This is a genomic window from Mariniflexile sp. AS56 (assembly GCF_030552475.1).
GTDB lineage: Bacteria > Bacteroidota > Bacteroidia > Flavobacteriales > Flavobacteriaceae > Mariniflexile.
On the sequence record NZ_JAUPED010000005.1, the window covers coordinates 61,176 to 77,563 of the forward strand.

Consider the following 16,388-nt stretch of genomic DNA (forward strand, 5'->3'; position numbering starts at 1 on the left):
ATAAATTCGTTTTTAATAAGTCATTCGCTTTTAAACTAGTGTCCGCCACTGCCCATCGGTACTGCCTCATCACCATCTTCATTGTCCTTTGGCTGTTTAAGTCGTAACGCCAGAATACCTGCTATCACAAAAAATACACCTCCAAATAATATAGCATTAAAAGCACTATTATTAAGAAGATTTTTAACAATAGGCCCAAACGTTAATGTTTGAATTCCCATAGGAATAACAATCATCATATTAAGTATACCCATATAGACGCCTCGACGTTCTTGAGGCACTATTTTTGAAACCATAGAATAAGGAATCCCCATCATGGCAGCCCACCCAATTCCAAATAAAATCATGGGTAAAATAACCAAGAATGGATCTTGTATATAGGGGATTGAAAGCATAGCAATTCCTGTTAAAAACAGACTTAGTACATATACTTTTTTACCTCCAAATTTTAACGCTAGAGGCACTAAAGCCAATGCAAAAACAATGGTGGAAACGTTATAAGTAGTATTCATTTTTGCTGCCTGACTTAAGGCTTGCGATTTATCAAACCCCATACTTTCTTCAAACATGGGCGCAATAAACTGCCAATACACAAATAAAGCATACCACTGAAACAGATAAACCGCAGATAATTTCCACATAAATTTGGGCATATCTTTTATTGCTGAAACAATTTCTAAAAAAGGTGTTTTTATCCTATCTGAAAGCGGCAAAGCATTGTGCCTTTTAATATCCTCAATTTCCTCGTCTGAAGGTGGAATTTCAGGTGTTTTTAAAACAGACCACAATATGGTACCCACAGACAATACAGCCCCAATAAAAAAGGAATAATACAACCATTTTGGAATAGCACTTACAGTTTCAGTAACCGTTTCTGCGCCACCAAACCAATCTTGAAAAAGAAAAATAGAGGCATTGGCCAAAACAATTCCAGCACCTACAAATAAGCTTTGCATTTGATATCCAAAACTTAGCTGTTTGTTTGGTAATTTATCGCCCACAAAAGCACGATAAGGTTCCATAGCCATATTATTACCTACATCTAGAATCCACAACAAACCAACGGCAAACCAAAGTGTTGGACTAAAAGGAAATGCAAACAAACACAAGCTACCAATTAGTGCGCCAATTAAAAAGAACGGTTTACGTCTTCCCCAACGCGGTGACCAAGTTTTATCTGAAATAGCACCTATTATAGGCTGAATGATTAAACCTGTTACAGGACCTGCTAGGTTTAATAAGGGCAAATCTTCATGATGTGCTCCTAAAAAAGAAAATATAGGGTTAACAGCGGTTTGTTGTAAACCGAAACTGAATTGAATTCCTAAGAATCCAACATTCATATTAAAAATCTGCCAAAAGCTTAATCTAGGTTTGGTTAACATAACTGCCATTTTATATTTTATTTAATAATTCTTTTAAGAAATGCTTTAAAATCTTTTCCGTTGGTAAAAATTTCTCCACCTTTATCAATAACCGGTAGACTTAAACTAGAAACATCAATATTTGCTTTTATTAATTTGTTCAGCATCTCTTGTTGTTTTTCCAAATTCACATCTACATCAAAATAAATAAACTTTACTTTTTTTTCTTTTAAAAACGCTTTGGTATCGGTGCAATAATGACAAGTATCACTGCCATAAACAATAATGGTTTTTTGTTCTTGTACCAAATCATCACTTAAAAGTTTAGTTTGACTATTTAAAGTCATAAAAAAAAGAAATGTAAAAGCTAAATATTTCATATTGGAATAAATTTAAAGTAAAAGAGTTGATATCAAGTTGCCAAAACACCAACTCTAATTACTAACTTAAAAACTAACTAAATGCTATTAACCAGTATTAAAATTTATATTGAAGCGATATGGTTGATGAACGACCACTAATAGATCTTGCTCTCACTAAACGATTTGAACCAAAAGCACCATCGCCATTACCTTCAACTTCTGTTATACCAACTGTATCAAAAATATTGTTCATACTTAACACTAAAGAAAGACCCTCGGTTAAACCAACTCTTCCTATTAAGTTAAAATATGCATATGCCGGCATCACTAAATCGTTATCATCTTGCGCGTACGATTTTGATGTACCTAAAACACTTAATGCTACACTATGTTGACTGGTTTCTCCAAAATTATAAGATGGCGATAAGTTATAAACCAAATCGGCTTGTCTTCTAGGAGTATTTCCTTTATTAGCACCACCATCAATTTCGGCTTTAGTCCAAGTAAAAGAACCATTAAAAGAAAAGTCATCTCCAAAATCTAAAGAAGTTTCAGCCTCTAAACCTAAAGCTTTAAAAGGGTTACCTACAGATCTATTTAATTCGTTACTTAAACCTTCATCAGTATTACTCATAAACCCAGTTAAGTTAAGAACTCCATTTTTAAGTCGTTTCTTGTACCCAACTTCAAGTTGAGAAACTTCATCATACTGCACATCTGCTTTTCCATCTGTACCATAATTATTTCTATCTGAAGCTCTTCCAGATGCACCAGAACTATATCTAGCAAAAACAGCAGCACCTTGACTCAATTTATAGTTAAGACCCGCAGAGTAAGAAACAAAATTATAGTTATCGTTAACAATTTGACCAGCATTTCCAATAATTACCGGCACACTTTCCTCAATGCCTTCAATGGTTCCATTTCCGTCATAATCAAATTCACCTTGACTTGTTGGACCACCTTGTATATTTCCATTCACACGTACATTTTCAAAACGTATACTACCGTCAAAATTTAATTTTTCACTTAAATCAGCGTCTACACCTACATAAGGAGAGTTTACATTATGTACTGTATTGTATTTACGTTGACAACAATTACCCCAAACAGGTGTTCCGTAAGAATATTGTCCGCCTCTAGAAAAACCATCAAAATCCGCTAATCTTGCGTCTCCTCCACCTTTAACTTCAGATAGGAAAGAACTCCATTGCCATCCAATTTTAGTATTTTGTGTCGCACTGAATAAACCAGCCGTAACACCTACATTATCACCTAATTTTTTAGATATTTTTACATCGCTGAAAAAGTTACTTAAATCGTCAACCGTTACGTCAAACATATGTATAATTTGTGCTAATCCGTTTGAAGGATTGAAAGCTTCTCTATCGCCATCAGCATACACTAAAGCTCCCGTAGCATTTGAAGCGTCTCTTGCCGTTGTTTCAATTTCAGAAACCGTACCTACTGCAGCAGTAAACGGTGCAACCCATTGACCACTATTGTTAGAGTATCTTGCTTTACCTGCTACTTTCCAATCATCTCCTAAATCAAAAGAAAATTCTGCGCCTAAAGCCTTAGAAATAGGATTATTACCGTTTCTAACATCATTAACATGTCTTTCGCCTGTAAATGGAGATGTACCAGCACTTTGCTGTAAGTAAGCAGATTGTACTGCGTCACTTGTGATATCAAAACCAGGTAAGTTAGAGTATGTTGGGTTATCATTACTTCCTTCCAAGAGCATTGGCATTGGCAAATACATAACCGATTTATCGTTTAAAAACTTGGCATACGCACGCACATACCCATTATCAAATCTTTTAGTAAGATTCGCTTTAAATTGCCCACCTTTATTTCCTTGGTAACCTATTTCTCTTGGACCTTCACCAGATCTCATAAACCCTCCAATATGATAAGATAATCCATTTTCTAATGGTGCCCCATATTCAAAATCTAATCTATTTGATTGATAATCTAATCCGAAAGTAGTTCCTAAAGAACCTCCTTCTGTTGCCCCTGTTTTACTAATCATGTTAATGATACCTGCAGGACCATTAGATGTTTGAGTAGATGCTGATCCTCCTCTAATAGCTTCAACTCTTCCTATATTAGAATCAATTCTTAAGAAGTTATCAGCATTTCCAAAAGAGGTATCTCCAAATAAGTTTAATGGCAACCCGTCTTCTTGAATTTGGAAATATCTAGATCCACCAGAAGAAATTGGCACACCACGAACATTAAAGTTGGCATTACCTTCGCCACCGGAAGATTCTGCACGTATACCTGGTACATTTCTAAAAAGCTCTCCAGCACTTCTTGGTGAAGCCTGTTCAATAAGCTTAACATCCATTGTAGAAACAGATACACTCGACTCGATTTTAGATTTTGGATTTACAACACCTGTAACAACCACCTCGTCTAAAGATGCGGCATCTTCTGCCATTGTAAAATCTAATTTTACATCCTTACCTTGAACTGTAATGCTTTTAGTAAAAGTTTTGTACCCTAAAGATGATGCTTTTAATTTATAAGTACCATTTTCTACATTGCTAATTGCATAGTCACCGTCAAAATCAGAAACAGAACCTTTAGAAGTTCCATCTAAAATAACATTCACCCCTCCCAATGGCACTCCGCTAGGATCTTTTATAGTTCCAGAAATCGTTGATTGTGCAAAAATTGCCGATACTGAAAATAACATTAGAAGAAAAAAACTCCATTTTGTTTTTGTTGCATTCATTTGTCTTAAATTTAGTTATTTAATAATATTTTAGTTTAATTACGACACAATTTACATTTAAGAACTCTTAAAAATATGAATTTCGTACCGAAAACGTTTTCGAAATAAACGAAAACGTTTTCGATTTTGATTTTTTTCTTATATTTAACTCAAAAAAAATATAAAATCTATAATGAAACCAGTTACCCTAAAACAAATAGCAGAGCATTTAAATATCTCTGTCACAACTGTTTCAAAAGCATTGAAAGATTACTCAGATGTTAGCCCTAAAACAAAAGCTTTAGTTAAAGAATTAGCAAAAACATTAAACTACAAACCCAATGCTTTTGCGGTTAACTTAAGAACCAAAGAATCTAAAACCATTGGTTTAATAATTCCGGTAATTGTGCATCATTTCTTTTCAAATGTAATTAGGGGTATCATTTCACAAGCGGAAAAAAAAGGGTATTTGGTTATTATTCTTCAATCTAATGAATCTTATGAATTAGAAAAAAAGCAAATAGATTTATTAATGAGTCAGCGTGTTGACGGCATATTAATATCACTTGCCAATGGTACTGCCAATTTCAATCATTTAAACGACGTTCTTGCACAAGACAAGCCATTGGTTATGTTCGATAAAATTGCTAAAATTGTAAAATGCTCGAAAGTTATAATAGATGACAGAAAAGCCGCCTATATGGCAACAAAACATTTAATAGATACAGGCTGTAAACGCATAGCCCATTTTAGAGGTGCTCTTTTACCGCAAAACTCTATTGACAGATTTCTTGGTTACAAAAAGGCCTTGTTAGATAATAATATGCCTTACGACCCTTCTTTAGTTTATATCTGCCAATGCGACGATATGAGTTTTGAAGAAGGCAAAAAAAACGCACAACAATTATTAAAAGACCACAACGATGTGGATGGTATTTTTATAAATACCGATTTAGTTGCCATTGGGGCTTTGACTGAATTTAATAAACAAGGTGTAAAAGTCCCTGAAGACATCTCTATTGTCGGGTTTAGTAATTGGTTTATGTCTTCGGTGATTTCGCCAACCTTAACAACGATTAACCAACCAGGATTTGAAATGGGAAAAGTAGCTTTTAAACAACTTTATAAAGAAATGAAACGAATTAAAAAAAACAAACCCGTTGTTTATAAAGAAATTGTATTAGAAACTGCATTAGTAAAGAGGGAATCCACAAAAAAATAAACTCATTATTATACTTATATAATGTTATTAAAATTTGAAGTAGAAACCACCCTGAAACCAATAACTTGTTAATCAACATCTCAACTAATTAGAATACTAAGTTAAGGAAGTAGTTTTTAATAAAAAAAAGGAAAATACTATACATACTGCTATTATTCCAAAAAAAACTAATACCGCCCAAGTAGTATATATTTTAACTTGTTTCAATTGTTTCTCAAATCGGTTTTCAAAATTTTGGATAGTCAATAAATGAGATTCCATTCGCTGTTCATATTTTTCAATAATAGATTTGTATTCCGTAACATCCAATTTAATTTTGGCCTCTTTTATTTGCACCGTGATTTTTTCTAATTTTTCAACGCCATTCTTAAAATCATTGATTTCATTGACCAATAAAGCTGATAGTTCTTCAAGTTTTGTCATGATTGTCCTGTTTAATTTAATATCCTATATCTATTCCTTTATTAATGGCTTTTTTAATAATGAACTTTGTAATCTTCAGGGCTAAGCTCGGTGTCAAATCAACCACCTTACCAGTTAGTTTGATACTTACATTGTTTTCCTTTAATATTCTTGCCCCATGGATACCTGATATCTTTTTTCCAATATTACCAAGAGACATATTGCGATGTACTTCGCTACCTTTTAAGTTATGACCATCAAATTTAAACCGAAAGCCCTGTAGCTTGTTTTGATTATTAATGGTTGGAATGACCTTAACGCCATTTACCTGCATGGCTTTTACATAATCATCAAAGGATTTGGGCTGGAACTGTTTCATTGTTAGATCGTGACGGCGCTTAATTTCTGTTCGGATTTCCTTTAGATTGAACTCCTTTTCAAATTGGATCTGTTTCACCGTGGTCAATCCCATCCGTTCCGCTACCTTTTCAGCAGCTTGCTGACTCCGTTTCCCAATAAAGCTATCGTTATAGGCGACCCCTCTAAAATCAATACGATTAACATATAAATGGATGTGCTTATGTTCTTTGTCCTTATGTACAAAGGCAATGGCTTGTCGTTCACCCAGTTTCATTTCATGGATAAAACGTTTTGTGATTTCGCTTAGATCCTTTGGTTCCAATCTTTTGCCATCTTCTATCGTTGGACTTATTATAAAAGATAGCGTGTTTTTTGAGCAGTTGTAATTCTGGTCCTGGAGTATTTTGAATTCCCTAGTGAATTCATCTGGCGAATCACCATGCAAAAATTCCTTAAATACAATTTCTGCATCCTTTTCTTGATTCCATCCGTAACACATACAAGCTTTGGTGTGCGATATGCTTTTGCCTTTCCCAATCATTTATTGAAATTTTTTAAGATGTGTTTTAATTTCATCTGCAAGATTGTAAACCGTTTCAACTAGTTTAGGATTCCGTTTTCTATACATGTTTCCAATGGCCTTAAAATTATTGTGGTACTTAATAAGCATTTTATAAAGCTGGATGTGTTCATCTGAAAAACGTTCCGTAATTTCTTGGTCAAATAAACTTCGCCGAATGTATTCGCTTAAACTCAATCCACTCCGTTTTGATTTCACTTTCAGAAGTTTCTTTTCGTAAACGGTACATCGAAACTTCACGAGGTCACCCTTCCCCTTAAACAACTCTTTTTTTTCTTTGCGACCATGGGGAGCAAACGAGAATGTGTCCACAGACACACATCTCGCATTCCTCCCCAAGACCATTTCAGTTTCAGGTGAGTTCAGTATTATATCCAACTCTATACTATCCGAATCACTTAGTATATCGGCAGGAATCTTTACATACTGGGTCTTTTCAACCATTGATTTAAAATCAAATTTGTTCTCATTTTTCATAGCGCAACAGGTCGTTTAAATCTTTATGGTTTTTATAGAATGAACTTTTATCAATGACATGGTTGTATGTATTGATTAAATATTGAATAGCGTTTTTTCCAGCGCTGTCATTATCCAAATAGAGATGCACCAATTCGTATTTACTTATGTGTTTTTCTATCTGTTTAATAAATGCGATGGAGTTTAAAATAATAATATCTGAAATGTTCATCATATCTTCATCTATGGTGGCAAGTGATAACAAATCGAACATGCCTTCCAAAATAATGAGTTGTTTTGGATTGTTTTGGATGTATGTATAGGATTTTGGACTGCTACTATTTTTATAAAACTTGTTTCGCAACTCCCAGCCATTTTTGTGATTCTGTAATCCGATAGCAAAAAATGGAATATTTTTATACCTGTACCAAACTTCTTTACAATAGATCTTGGCAATGGCTATTGAAATTCCCCTGGAGCTTAGATATTGAATTAAGGCAGGATGTGTTAACTCTTGAATTTTGGTAATATCAATCTGGGTTTCATTATCATTAAAAACCTTTTGCTGCTGAAATGAAAAATTGGTTACGTCATTGTTTAAATAGTCCAAGGCTTCCTTTATCGAACACTTTAAAATCTTACAAACTAAATCTATCACGTTTCCGCCTATTCCTTCGCCATGGTCGTACCATCGATTGTTGGTTTTAGAGACTTTAAAAGAGGCTTGGGCTTCTGACCTGAAAGGACTCAGAAACCAAGCTTCTTTTTCCGTTGTCTTTTTGGGAAAGTGCCCTAATTTTTCCAGTGCATTTACCACTGAAAAATTACGGGCTGTTTCACAATTTATTTTTCTTTTCATAAGCCAATGGTTTTTTAGCTGTTTTTTTGATGATTTGATGACAATACCCTCTAAAGCCCTTATATCACTGGGTTTAATCCGTCATCGATTTGTCATCACATCATCATTTATGTTTTTTTCAACCTCTTTCTATCATCATTATTTTTTTTGATGATAAAATGATGACAGTTTGATGACAGCCTTAGCCCTTATAAACATTGGGGTTTTACGATTCCGTCATCGTTTCATCAAAATTTTTGGTCAAGAAATCCTTTTCTACGGTAAAATATCTGCCCTTTGCATCAACCAAAGTCATATCGCCATCGGTCCAAATCACAAATTTTTGATATTTGTTCGAGTTCTCCTGATTGTTTAATTTCCAATCTGTTTTCAGTAATTTTCGCAATTGTGTCAAATCTGTTTTCACTCGGGTTTTGTTGAGTGCTAACAAGGCATCCATTGGACAGAGATCTACAGTCTCTATATCGAATTTTTCAAGCACACTCATAAGAATACTCGCCAGCTCCTTTTCAACCCGATTACGATTATTCTGAACCAGTTTTGCCAATGCTTGGGTTTTAATTTGGTGTGCTGTAAACCACATCCGGGTTAAATGTCTAGAACTTAGTTTTCTGTTTGATAAAAAATGCATAAAAGCTGGAATTTCCTTGATTAGGTTTTCAAGGAAGTTGGTTTGCTCTTTATCAACGGTTGGGATTTTAATTACCCAAAATCTGGTTTCATTGGCATCAATCTTTATAAAATTGTCTTCATTGTTACTGCACAGGATAAACTTTCCGAAAAATTCCACTTCGCGTTTATCCTTGCCTTTGGCTTCCAGCTTATTTATATTAGTAGTGCTCAAATATTTGATGCGTTCGGTGAGTTCTTCCTTATTGAACAGAACTTCGTCAATACAGATTAAAAGTTTGTTTGCCCAATCGGCATTGAACTGGCTGCTAAAACTGTCATTGGTCAAATAGGTCAGGTTGTTTTCAAAGATTTCCTTGAGCCATTTTAAGAAGGTACTTTTTCCCGTGGAGCGTTCCTTGGAGACGAGGCAAAGGATAGGAAGTACCTGAATGGGTTTTAGATATAATAGCTGTAGATAATCCAAGCCCAATTCACAGTGTTTACCAAAGATGTGTTTTACAAATTTTAAGGACAAAGAGATGTCTCCCTCTTTGGGCACTTTGCCCAAAGGGGAATAGATGTTATAAAACCCTAAATATTCCTGGTTAAAATTTATATGGCTTGGAATACAGGTAAAGCCATCGTATTTCGGAATTTTACTTAAATGGTCTTTACCATGGTCCTGTTTAATGGTTTCCATATTCCAGTGCACCAAGATTTCGTTAAAATGTCCGGCTATGGTTGGTGCCTTTACAAGTTTATAATAAGAGGTGCCGACACGTACATAGGGTATCTTTTCCATAATAATTGTTTTTATACCACAATTAAATCATGGTATAGGGTTAAACTAATTTGTTTTGAATTTTGAAAGTCTATGAAGTATTATTCCCTTTCATTTTGAAGTAACCAATCCTCAAGTTTCTTCTTCTCAAAAAAGAGCATTTTACCGTTTGGTTTAGAGTGTGGAATTCTTCCTGAAGCTGTCAGTTTATAAAGATAGCTTCTGGATATGCCAGTATAGTCACTAGCTTCATCAAAGGTCAAGACCTCTTTGCTTCCTATAAGTAGTTTTTCTAAACGATCTAATCGTTCTAGTATTAAAATAGTGTCCATTTTTATTGTTTTATAGATTAATAAAATGAACAAAAGCGCTTTTGCTTTCCCTTACGGGATTATAGTAATAAAGGTATAAAACGTGGCTGTTGAAAGAAAAAATAAAATTAATTAGTTATTCACAACTATTTGACAAACAACAAAATACAACAAACATCAACAAATTCAATTAAGGTTTTTGCATATAATATTTCTTGACGTCTTTTGCCATCAAACGGCATCAAATTTAATGGACAGAAAATGACCTTTTTAGGGCGTTTATTGAGTTATTAACAATGGAATTCACGGGTTTTGATAAATGGTGAGGTTTGAAAACGCAGATTTTGATAATTATAACATATTTAATTACAAAGCATTACATCGTAAAAAATTATTATAAAGTAAACATTTAAAATGAAATGAAACTAAATGAAAACAAATTAAACCAATTGGCATCAAATGGATGCAAATTTAATTAAATGCTTCTAGTGCGTGCAAATTGCGTGCAAATTAAAAAGGCTTTAAAAGGTGAAACCTTGTAAAGCCTTGCTATCACTGTGGAGAAGATGGGATTCGAACCCACGACCTCTTGACTGCCAGTCAAGCACTCTAGCCAACTGAGCTACATCCCCGGCTATTTATTTTAATTCACTTAACACTAAAACAGGTAAGCTACTGTTAAAATCTTTTTTATAAATTTGGTTTTTCTCCCATTTCTTCATGAAAAAACCTCTTTTACGTCTTACTACACAAAGCATATCTGGATTGTGCAATTTATAATGCTCTAAAACCCCATGATATGTCGTTGGGTTTTCAGATTGAATGGTATCTGTAATTAAACCAGATAACTCATCATTCATCTCAAAATCACCTTCATTATAATAAGGTGTTTTCACTAAAAGCAAACTTACAACCGCTTTAAAATTATCTTTCACAGCTTTAAGCGGACTTAAAACTCCTTCCTTTTGAATAACAGCCGATTTTACAGCCATCAAAATAGTTTCAATAGGTTTAAAAACATAACCTTCTGGAATTACTAAAGTTGGGATAAGGGTTTGCTTTACAATTTTACCAGATGTTTTACCTAAAAACAACTCGTCATCTTCTGAATAAATTCTTGGTTCAATTAAAATCAAATCAATATCGGCAGCTTTACACGCCATCTCAATGGTGTCAATAAACTTGCCTTTAAGCGCTCTAACAACAACCTCAATATTTTTTGTATCTACTTTAGAAACCAAGTCGTTTAAATAATTAAGCGTGTCTTCTTCTAAAATATGATCAATCTTTATCATCGTCCCTGCCTTCGTATACACATTATATACTTGAACTACAAAAAGTTTGGCTCCAAAAGCTTGAGCAAAATCTACTGCATATTGTAAATTACTTAATGCATTTTCCGAAGCTCCAACAGGTACTAAAATATTTTTCATGTTGTAAATAATTTTAATACAAAAGTAACCAATTAAATGAATTGCATAAAACGTTGCGCAAATATAGACGAAATTAAACTGACATTTTAAAATTAATTCACATTAATAACCAATAAAAACAGACTCATTCTTCTTGTGAATTTATATCGTAAATATTTTTACATTTGCGCTTTAAACTCAACAACTATGGATATTTTAAGTTTTGTAAGTGGCAATGGTTTATTTCTAGTTTTAGCCCTTATTTTGGTCATTGTATATTTCGTAAATCGAAGAAAAAGACGCTAACTAACGTGTTTTTAACCAACCCGTTATACTTAAACGTTCGGTATTTACGGGTTTCACTTCGTGTTCAATAATTTGGCTTTCAAAAATAACAACACGTCCTGGGAAGGGATAGATCACCTTTTCTACTTCCTCACCATTTTCATTTAAATACAATACCAGCTCACCACCGTTTTCTGGCAACCAGCCATCTTCATTTAAATAACAAACAAAGGATAATTTCCGTCTATCATCATTTTGAAATGTATCAATATGCCTTTTATAATACGTGTTTTGAGGGTAAATAGCATAGTGAAACTCTTTATGCAGAATTCCCATAAAACAGGTACTGTTTAAGTACTCCACCAAATCATTTATTCTATTAAAGAATAACATTTCACTAGCATCAGCAATCCGTTCATCCATCCACAAAATAACATCGCCACGAATAGATTTTACAATCGTTTCATTCACCCTATTACCAATGGCAGCCTTCTTAAAAGCATCCTCTTCATACTTTTCTAAAAGCGATTGTCTTAAAATGTTAACCTCTTCCGTCGAGAAAAAGTTCTCTATAATACTAAATTGTTGCTTGCCTATGTCAGAAATTATCTGTTCATAAAGGTCATTCTCAACAAAATCAATAGCTTCAAAAAGATGATTCATAAGTATTTAACAAAAAACTTTGTGTTCAGCACGAACAAAAGCGCGCAAATGTAATCTAAAAACAAATTGCTTTTACAAAACCCCTATCTTTGTACTTTAAATTTATCTCTAATGAGCTTCATTCGCATTACAAAACAATTCTCTTTCGAAACCGGTCACGCCCTTTATGGCTACGATGGTAAGTGTAAAAACGTACACGGTCACAGCTATAAACTCTCTGTAACTGTTATTGGAAAACCTATTTCCGATAGTAAAAACGTGAAATTCGGTATGGTTATAGACTTTGGCGACCTAAAAAAAATAGTAAAAGAAGATATTGTAAACGTATTCGATCACGCCACTGTTTTCAATAAAAATACGCCACACGTAGAACTTGCCAAAGAGCTTGAAGACAGAGGTCACAACGTATTACTTGTAGATTACCAACCAACCAGTGAAATGATGGTTATCGATTTTGCAAAAAAAATAAAGAGTCGTTTGCCCGAAAACATCGAGTTACACTCTCTAAAACTTCAAGAAACCGATAGTTCGTTTGCCGAGTGGTATGCGTACGACAATAATTAGGGAGTTCCCCTATCGGGTCGGGCTATACATTACAATCTTTTTAAACGGCTTTGCGAGCACGAAGAACAAAGTAATCTGCCAATTTAGTGTTTAACTAGAAGGCAGATGTTTTTTAATTTAAAAAGGATTTTCATTTCTATCCCTAACGCGCTTACCAACCATGTTTAGTAATAAAACAATTATTCGTGCATTAGTGGGTAATTTATTTATATTTACCGCATGAATATTCCAGAAGGAAAAAAAATATATTTCGCCTCCGATAATCACCTTGGCGCACCAACAGCCGAAGCTTCTCGCCCCCGCGAACAAAAATTTGTTGCTTGGTTAGACAGCATTAAACACGATGCTGCCGCTATTTTTTTAGTAGGCGATTTATTCGACTTTTGGTTTGAATATAAAACCGTAGTTCCTAAAGGCTTTACCAGAACACTAGGCAAACTAGCTGAAATAACCGATTCTGGAATACCTGTTCATTTTTTTGTTGGCAACCACGATTTATGGATGAATGGTTATTTTCAAGAAGAACTAAACATTCCCGTTTACCACAAACCCAAAGAATTCACCTTTAACAACAAAACCTTTTTTATTGGTCATGGAGATGGCTTAGGCCCACACGATAAAGGCTATAAACGCATGAAAAAGGTATTTACAAACCCCTTTTTTAAATGGGTTTTTAGATGGGTACACCCCGATATTGGTGTTAACATAGCACAATATTTATCGGTAAAAAACAAATTGATTTCTGGTGACGATGATGCTACATTTCTTGGTGAAGACAAGGAATGGTTGGTGCAGTATTCCAAGGAGAAATTAAAAGATAAACACCGCGATTATTTTATATTTGGTCACAGGCATTTACCCATGCAAATTAATCTAAACGAAAACTCAAAATACATCAATTTGGGCGATTGGATTGGGTATTATACTTATGGTGTTTTTGATGGCGAAAATCTGGAATTGAAAGTTTACAAATAAAAATATTTAATCTTTATTATGCTCCTCTAAATCCTTCGTTAAATCTAATTTTCTAAACGAAGGCGACACAATACCTGTGGTAACAACGGTAATTAACGTCATAGTACCACCAAACACCACCGCAGTTACAGCACCCATAAATTTAGCAGTAACACCACTCTCAAAAGCTCCTAGCTCATTAGAAGAGCCCACAAACATCGAATTCACAGAAGATACACGCCCGCGCATGTGGTCTGGTGTTTTTAATTGCAAAATGGTTTGACGTACCACCATAGAAACCCCATCGGTCACACCACTAAAAAACAAGGCGAGTACAGAAACCCAAAATATAGAAGATAGGCCGAATACAATAATACAAACCCCAAAACCAAAAATAGCTGCCAACAATTTCATACCCGCATTTTTACTAATAGGAATATAAGCCGTTATTAACATGGTTATAAAAGCGCCAACTGCAGGTGCTGCTCGCAACACACCAAAACCTTCACTGCCTACTTTCAAAATATCTTGTGCAAAGAGTGGTAAAAGCGCAATGGCTCCACCAAAAAGAACCGCAACCATATCTAAAGTCATAGCGCCCAAAACGGCTTTCGTTTTAAACACAAAACGCACGCCTTCCTTCAAACTTTCTATAACAGGCTCCCCAATTTTCGGGTTTAAAATCGGCTTTCTTTTAATTTTCAATAAAATAAAAAAGGACGCTATAATTAAACCAAAAATAATGCAAAGCGACCAATGCACACCAATCCAACCAATAAAAAAACCGCCAAAAGCAGGTCCTAAAACCGATGCCATTTGCCAGGTCGAACTATTCCAAGTTGCGGCATTGGGGTAGACTTTTTTAGGCACTATTAAAGCGACCAATGAGAATATGGTAGGTCCAAAAAAAGATCGTAAAAAACCTCCAAAAAACACCAAAGCATAAATACTATATAAAATGGATTGGGTAGACCAATCGCCCACAATTTTAGGCCATGTTAATAAAAACAAGCCCAAACTAATAATGGAAAAAGCGGCAATACAAAGCGCTAACAAGTTCCGTTTTTCCTTTTGGTCTACAATATGGCCAGCAAATAATGCCATGGTAAATGCTGGGATAATTTCCATGAGCCCAATAACACCCAATGAAAGCGGATCTTTGGTTATACTATAGACCTCCCATTCTATGACAATAAATTGCATAGACCAGCCAAAAACAAGCACAAAGCGTACTAATAAAAAAATATTGAATTCCTTAATGCGCAGTGCTGCGTAGGGGTCTGTTTTTGCCATACTTTAACTTCTATCGTCTTTACTAAATAATTCTATATACTCACTAAACACATAAAGTCTCCCTCGTTCTGATCCAGTTACTTCATCTAAAATTTTCAAAGTCTCGAAATCTCTCAAAAGTTTATAAGCTGAAGCTGCTGATTTGTCTATAACTTCTGCAACCGTTGCTGCGTTAATTACAGGTTTCGTATATAAATATTCAATGAGTAATTTAGCGTCCGTGCTTCTTCCCTTTAGTATTTTTATTTTTTCATCTATATTTTTTTGAAGTTGTAAAATACCGTCAAATGTTTTAACGCCTTTTTGAGCCGTTTCAATAATGCCTGTTAAGAAAAATTTGAGCCATTGACCTAAATCATTATGTGTTCTAACCCTCATTAAATTATCATAATATAACGTTCTATTTTTCTCAAAAAAATCTGATAAATATAAAATAGGTTGTTTTAAAATTCCTTTCCCTACTAAATATAAAGTAATTAATAACCTTCCAACTCTTCCGTTACCATCTAAAAAAGGGTGAATGGTTTCAAATTGATAATGAATAATAGCTATTTTAAGTAAATCAGGTAACTGATTTAGTTCGTCATTCGCAAACTTTTCAATATCAGACATTAAATCATTTATAGAATTGTGATTTGGAGGAATGAAAACAGCATCATTAATTGAAGCGCCTCCAATCCAATTTTGGCTTGTTCTATATGCCCCAGGCAGTTTATGTTCACCCCTAACTCCTTGCAATAATATTTTGTGTGTTTGCTTAATAAGTCTAGATGAAAAAGGAAGCGTGTGCAACATTTTCACAGCTTCATTCATTGCTGCAATATAGTTCTGTACTTCTTCCCAATCATCTCTTTTCTCAAAGGCAACGTCTTCTTTACTCAAAAAAGCATCTTCCATATTAGTTTGAGTCCCTTCTATTTTAGATGATTGCGTTGCTTCTTTAGCAATATGCATACTTACATATAAATCTAAGTTCACATATTCTGAATACATGTCCAACCTTCCCAAATGCCTATCAGCCTTACTTAATAAGGCAAATATTTGCATATCAGATATTTGCCAATCTTTATTTATTAGATTAGGTTGAAAACTTTTATAATAACCTTGATTTATACTTTTTCCAGACTCAAAACAATTCATAAAGACAAAATTTATTTTTACAAAAGTAAAAAAAATCTAAAATAAG

The 16,388-nt window shown here is 34.2% G+C and carries 16 protein-coding genes and 1 tRNA gene; 3 read left to right on the forward strand and 14 right to left on the reverse strand.

All coding sequences use genetic code 11. The features are described 5' to 3' along the window. Positions 1 to 35: 35 nt before the first annotated feature. The 3 genes from Q5N74_RS07580 to Q5N74_RS07590 form a co-directional block, all read right to left on the reverse strand. Positions 36 to 1,394, reverse strand: coding sequence for an MFS transporter (locus Q5N74_RS07580; protein ID WP_304388160.1), 1,359 nt, complete (start codon positions 1,392 to 1,394; stop codon positions 36 to 38). Positions 1,395 to 1,402: 8 nt separating this feature from the next. Continuing rightward, on the reverse strand, positions 1,403 to 1,744 hold the full coding sequence (locus Q5N74_RS07585) for a glutaredoxin family protein (protein ID WP_304388161.1): 342 nt from the start codon (positions 1,742 to 1,744) through the stop codon (positions 1,403 to 1,405). A 97-nt stretch (positions 1,745 to 1,841) separates the two neighbouring features. Continuing rightward, the gene (locus Q5N74_RS07590; protein ID WP_304388162.1) at positions 1,842 to 4,469 is read right to left on the reverse strand and encodes a TonB-dependent receptor; all 2,628 of its coding nucleotides are present in this window, start codon (positions 4,467 to 4,469) and stop codon (positions 1,842 to 1,844) included. Between the two features lie 172 nt (positions 4,470 to 4,641). Here Q5N74_RS07590 and Q5N74_RS07595 point away from each other — a divergent pair, with 172 nt between their 5' ends. Further along, entirely contained in the window at positions 4,642 to 5,670 is a 1,029-nt protein-coding gene (locus tag Q5N74_RS07595) for a LacI family DNA-binding transcriptional regulator (protein WP_304388163.1), read from the forward strand. Between the two features lie 96 nt (positions 5,671 to 5,766). Here the strand turns inward: Q5N74_RS07595 and Q5N74_RS07600 are convergent, their stop codons facing one another. From Q5N74_RS07600 to Q5N74_RS07640, 9 genes are all read right to left on the reverse strand, one after another. Beyond that, positions 5,767 to 6,093, reverse strand: a complete 327-nt coding sequence (locus Q5N74_RS07600) for a DUF6730 family protein (RefSeq protein ID WP_304388164.1) — start codon at positions 6,091 to 6,093, stop codon at positions 5,767 to 5,769. Positions 6,094 to 6,109: 16 nt separating this feature from the next. Next, complete coding sequence (locus tag Q5N74_RS07605; protein WP_304388165.1) at positions 6,110 to 6,973, reverse strand: relaxase/mobilization nuclease domain-containing protein; 864 nt, start codon at positions 6,971 to 6,973, stop codon at positions 6,110 to 6,112. Continuing rightward, a complete protein-coding gene (mbpA, locus tag Q5N74_RS07610; RefSeq protein ID WP_304388166.1) occupies positions 6,974 to 7,456 on the reverse strand; it encodes a mobilization protein MbpA in 483 nt (160 codons plus the stop codon). It lies immediately after the preceding gene. Between the two features lie 22 nt (positions 7,457 to 7,478). Further along, on the reverse strand, positions 7,479 to 8,327 hold the full coding sequence (locus Q5N74_RS07615; RefSeq protein ID WP_304388167.1) for a toprim domain-containing protein: 849 nt from the start codon (positions 8,325 to 8,327) through the stop codon (positions 7,479 to 7,481). Between the two features lie 205 nt (positions 8,328 to 8,532). Further along, positions 8,533 to 9,741, reverse strand: a complete 1,209-nt coding sequence (locus tag Q5N74_RS07620) for a primase-helicase family protein (protein ID WP_304388168.1) — start codon at positions 9,739 to 9,741, stop codon at positions 8,533 to 8,535. 80 nt (positions 9,742 to 9,821) lie between these two features. Continuing rightward, entirely contained in the window at positions 9,822 to 10,052 is a 231-nt protein-coding gene (locus tag Q5N74_RS07625; protein ID WP_304388169.1) for a helix-turn-helix domain-containing protein, read from the reverse strand. A gap of 537 nt (positions 10,053 to 10,589) precedes the next feature. Continuing rightward, positions 10,590 to 10,663 (reverse strand) — tRNA-Ala (locus tag Q5N74_RS07630). Positions 10,664 to 10,669: 6 nt separating this feature from the next. Beyond that, positions 10,670 to 11,464 carry a universal stress protein gene (locus Q5N74_RS07635; protein ID WP_304388170.1) on the reverse strand — a complete coding sequence of 265 codons (795 nt, stop codon included), beginning with the start codon at positions 11,462 to 11,464 and terminating at the stop codon, positions 10,670 to 10,672. 285 nt (positions 11,465 to 11,749) lie between these two features. Continuing rightward, positions 11,750 to 12,391 (reverse strand): 2OG-Fe(II) oxygenase, encoded by a 642-nt coding sequence (locus tag Q5N74_RS07640; RefSeq protein WP_304388171.1) that lies wholly within the window; start codon positions 12,389 to 12,391, stop codon positions 11,750 to 11,752. 111 nt (positions 12,392 to 12,502) lie between these two features. Between Q5N74_RS07640 and Q5N74_RS07645 the strand changes: the two genes are divergently transcribed. Further along, complete coding sequence (locus Q5N74_RS07645; RefSeq protein WP_304388172.1) at positions 12,503 to 12,955, forward strand: 6-carboxytetrahydropterin synthase; 453 nt, start codon at positions 12,503 to 12,505, stop codon at positions 12,953 to 12,955. 219 nt (positions 12,956 to 13,174) lie between these two features. Continuing rightward, on the forward strand, positions 13,175 to 13,930 hold the full coding sequence (locus Q5N74_RS07650) for a UDP-2,3-diacylglucosamine diphosphatase (protein ID WP_304388173.1): 756 nt from the start codon (positions 13,175 to 13,177) through the stop codon (positions 13,928 to 13,930). Positions 13,931 to 13,936: 6 nt separating this feature from the next. On the opposite strand, the gene Q5N74_RS07655 is transcribed toward Q5N74_RS07650, so the two are convergent. Both Q5N74_RS07655 and Q5N74_RS07660 read right to left on the reverse strand, forming a co-directional pair. Then, positions 13,937 to 15,202 carry an MFS transporter gene (locus Q5N74_RS07655; RefSeq protein WP_304388174.1) on the reverse strand — a complete coding sequence of 422 codons (1,266 nt, stop codon included), beginning with the start codon at positions 15,200 to 15,202 and terminating at the stop codon, positions 13,937 to 13,939. Positions 15,203 to 15,205: 3 nt separating this feature from the next. Beyond that, the gene (locus tag Q5N74_RS07660; RefSeq protein ID WP_304388175.1) at positions 15,206 to 16,342 is read right to left on the reverse strand and encodes a Fic family protein; all 1,137 of its coding nucleotides are present in this window, start codon (positions 16,340 to 16,342) and stop codon (positions 15,206 to 15,208) included. Positions 16,343 to 16,388 lie beyond the last annotated feature (46 nt).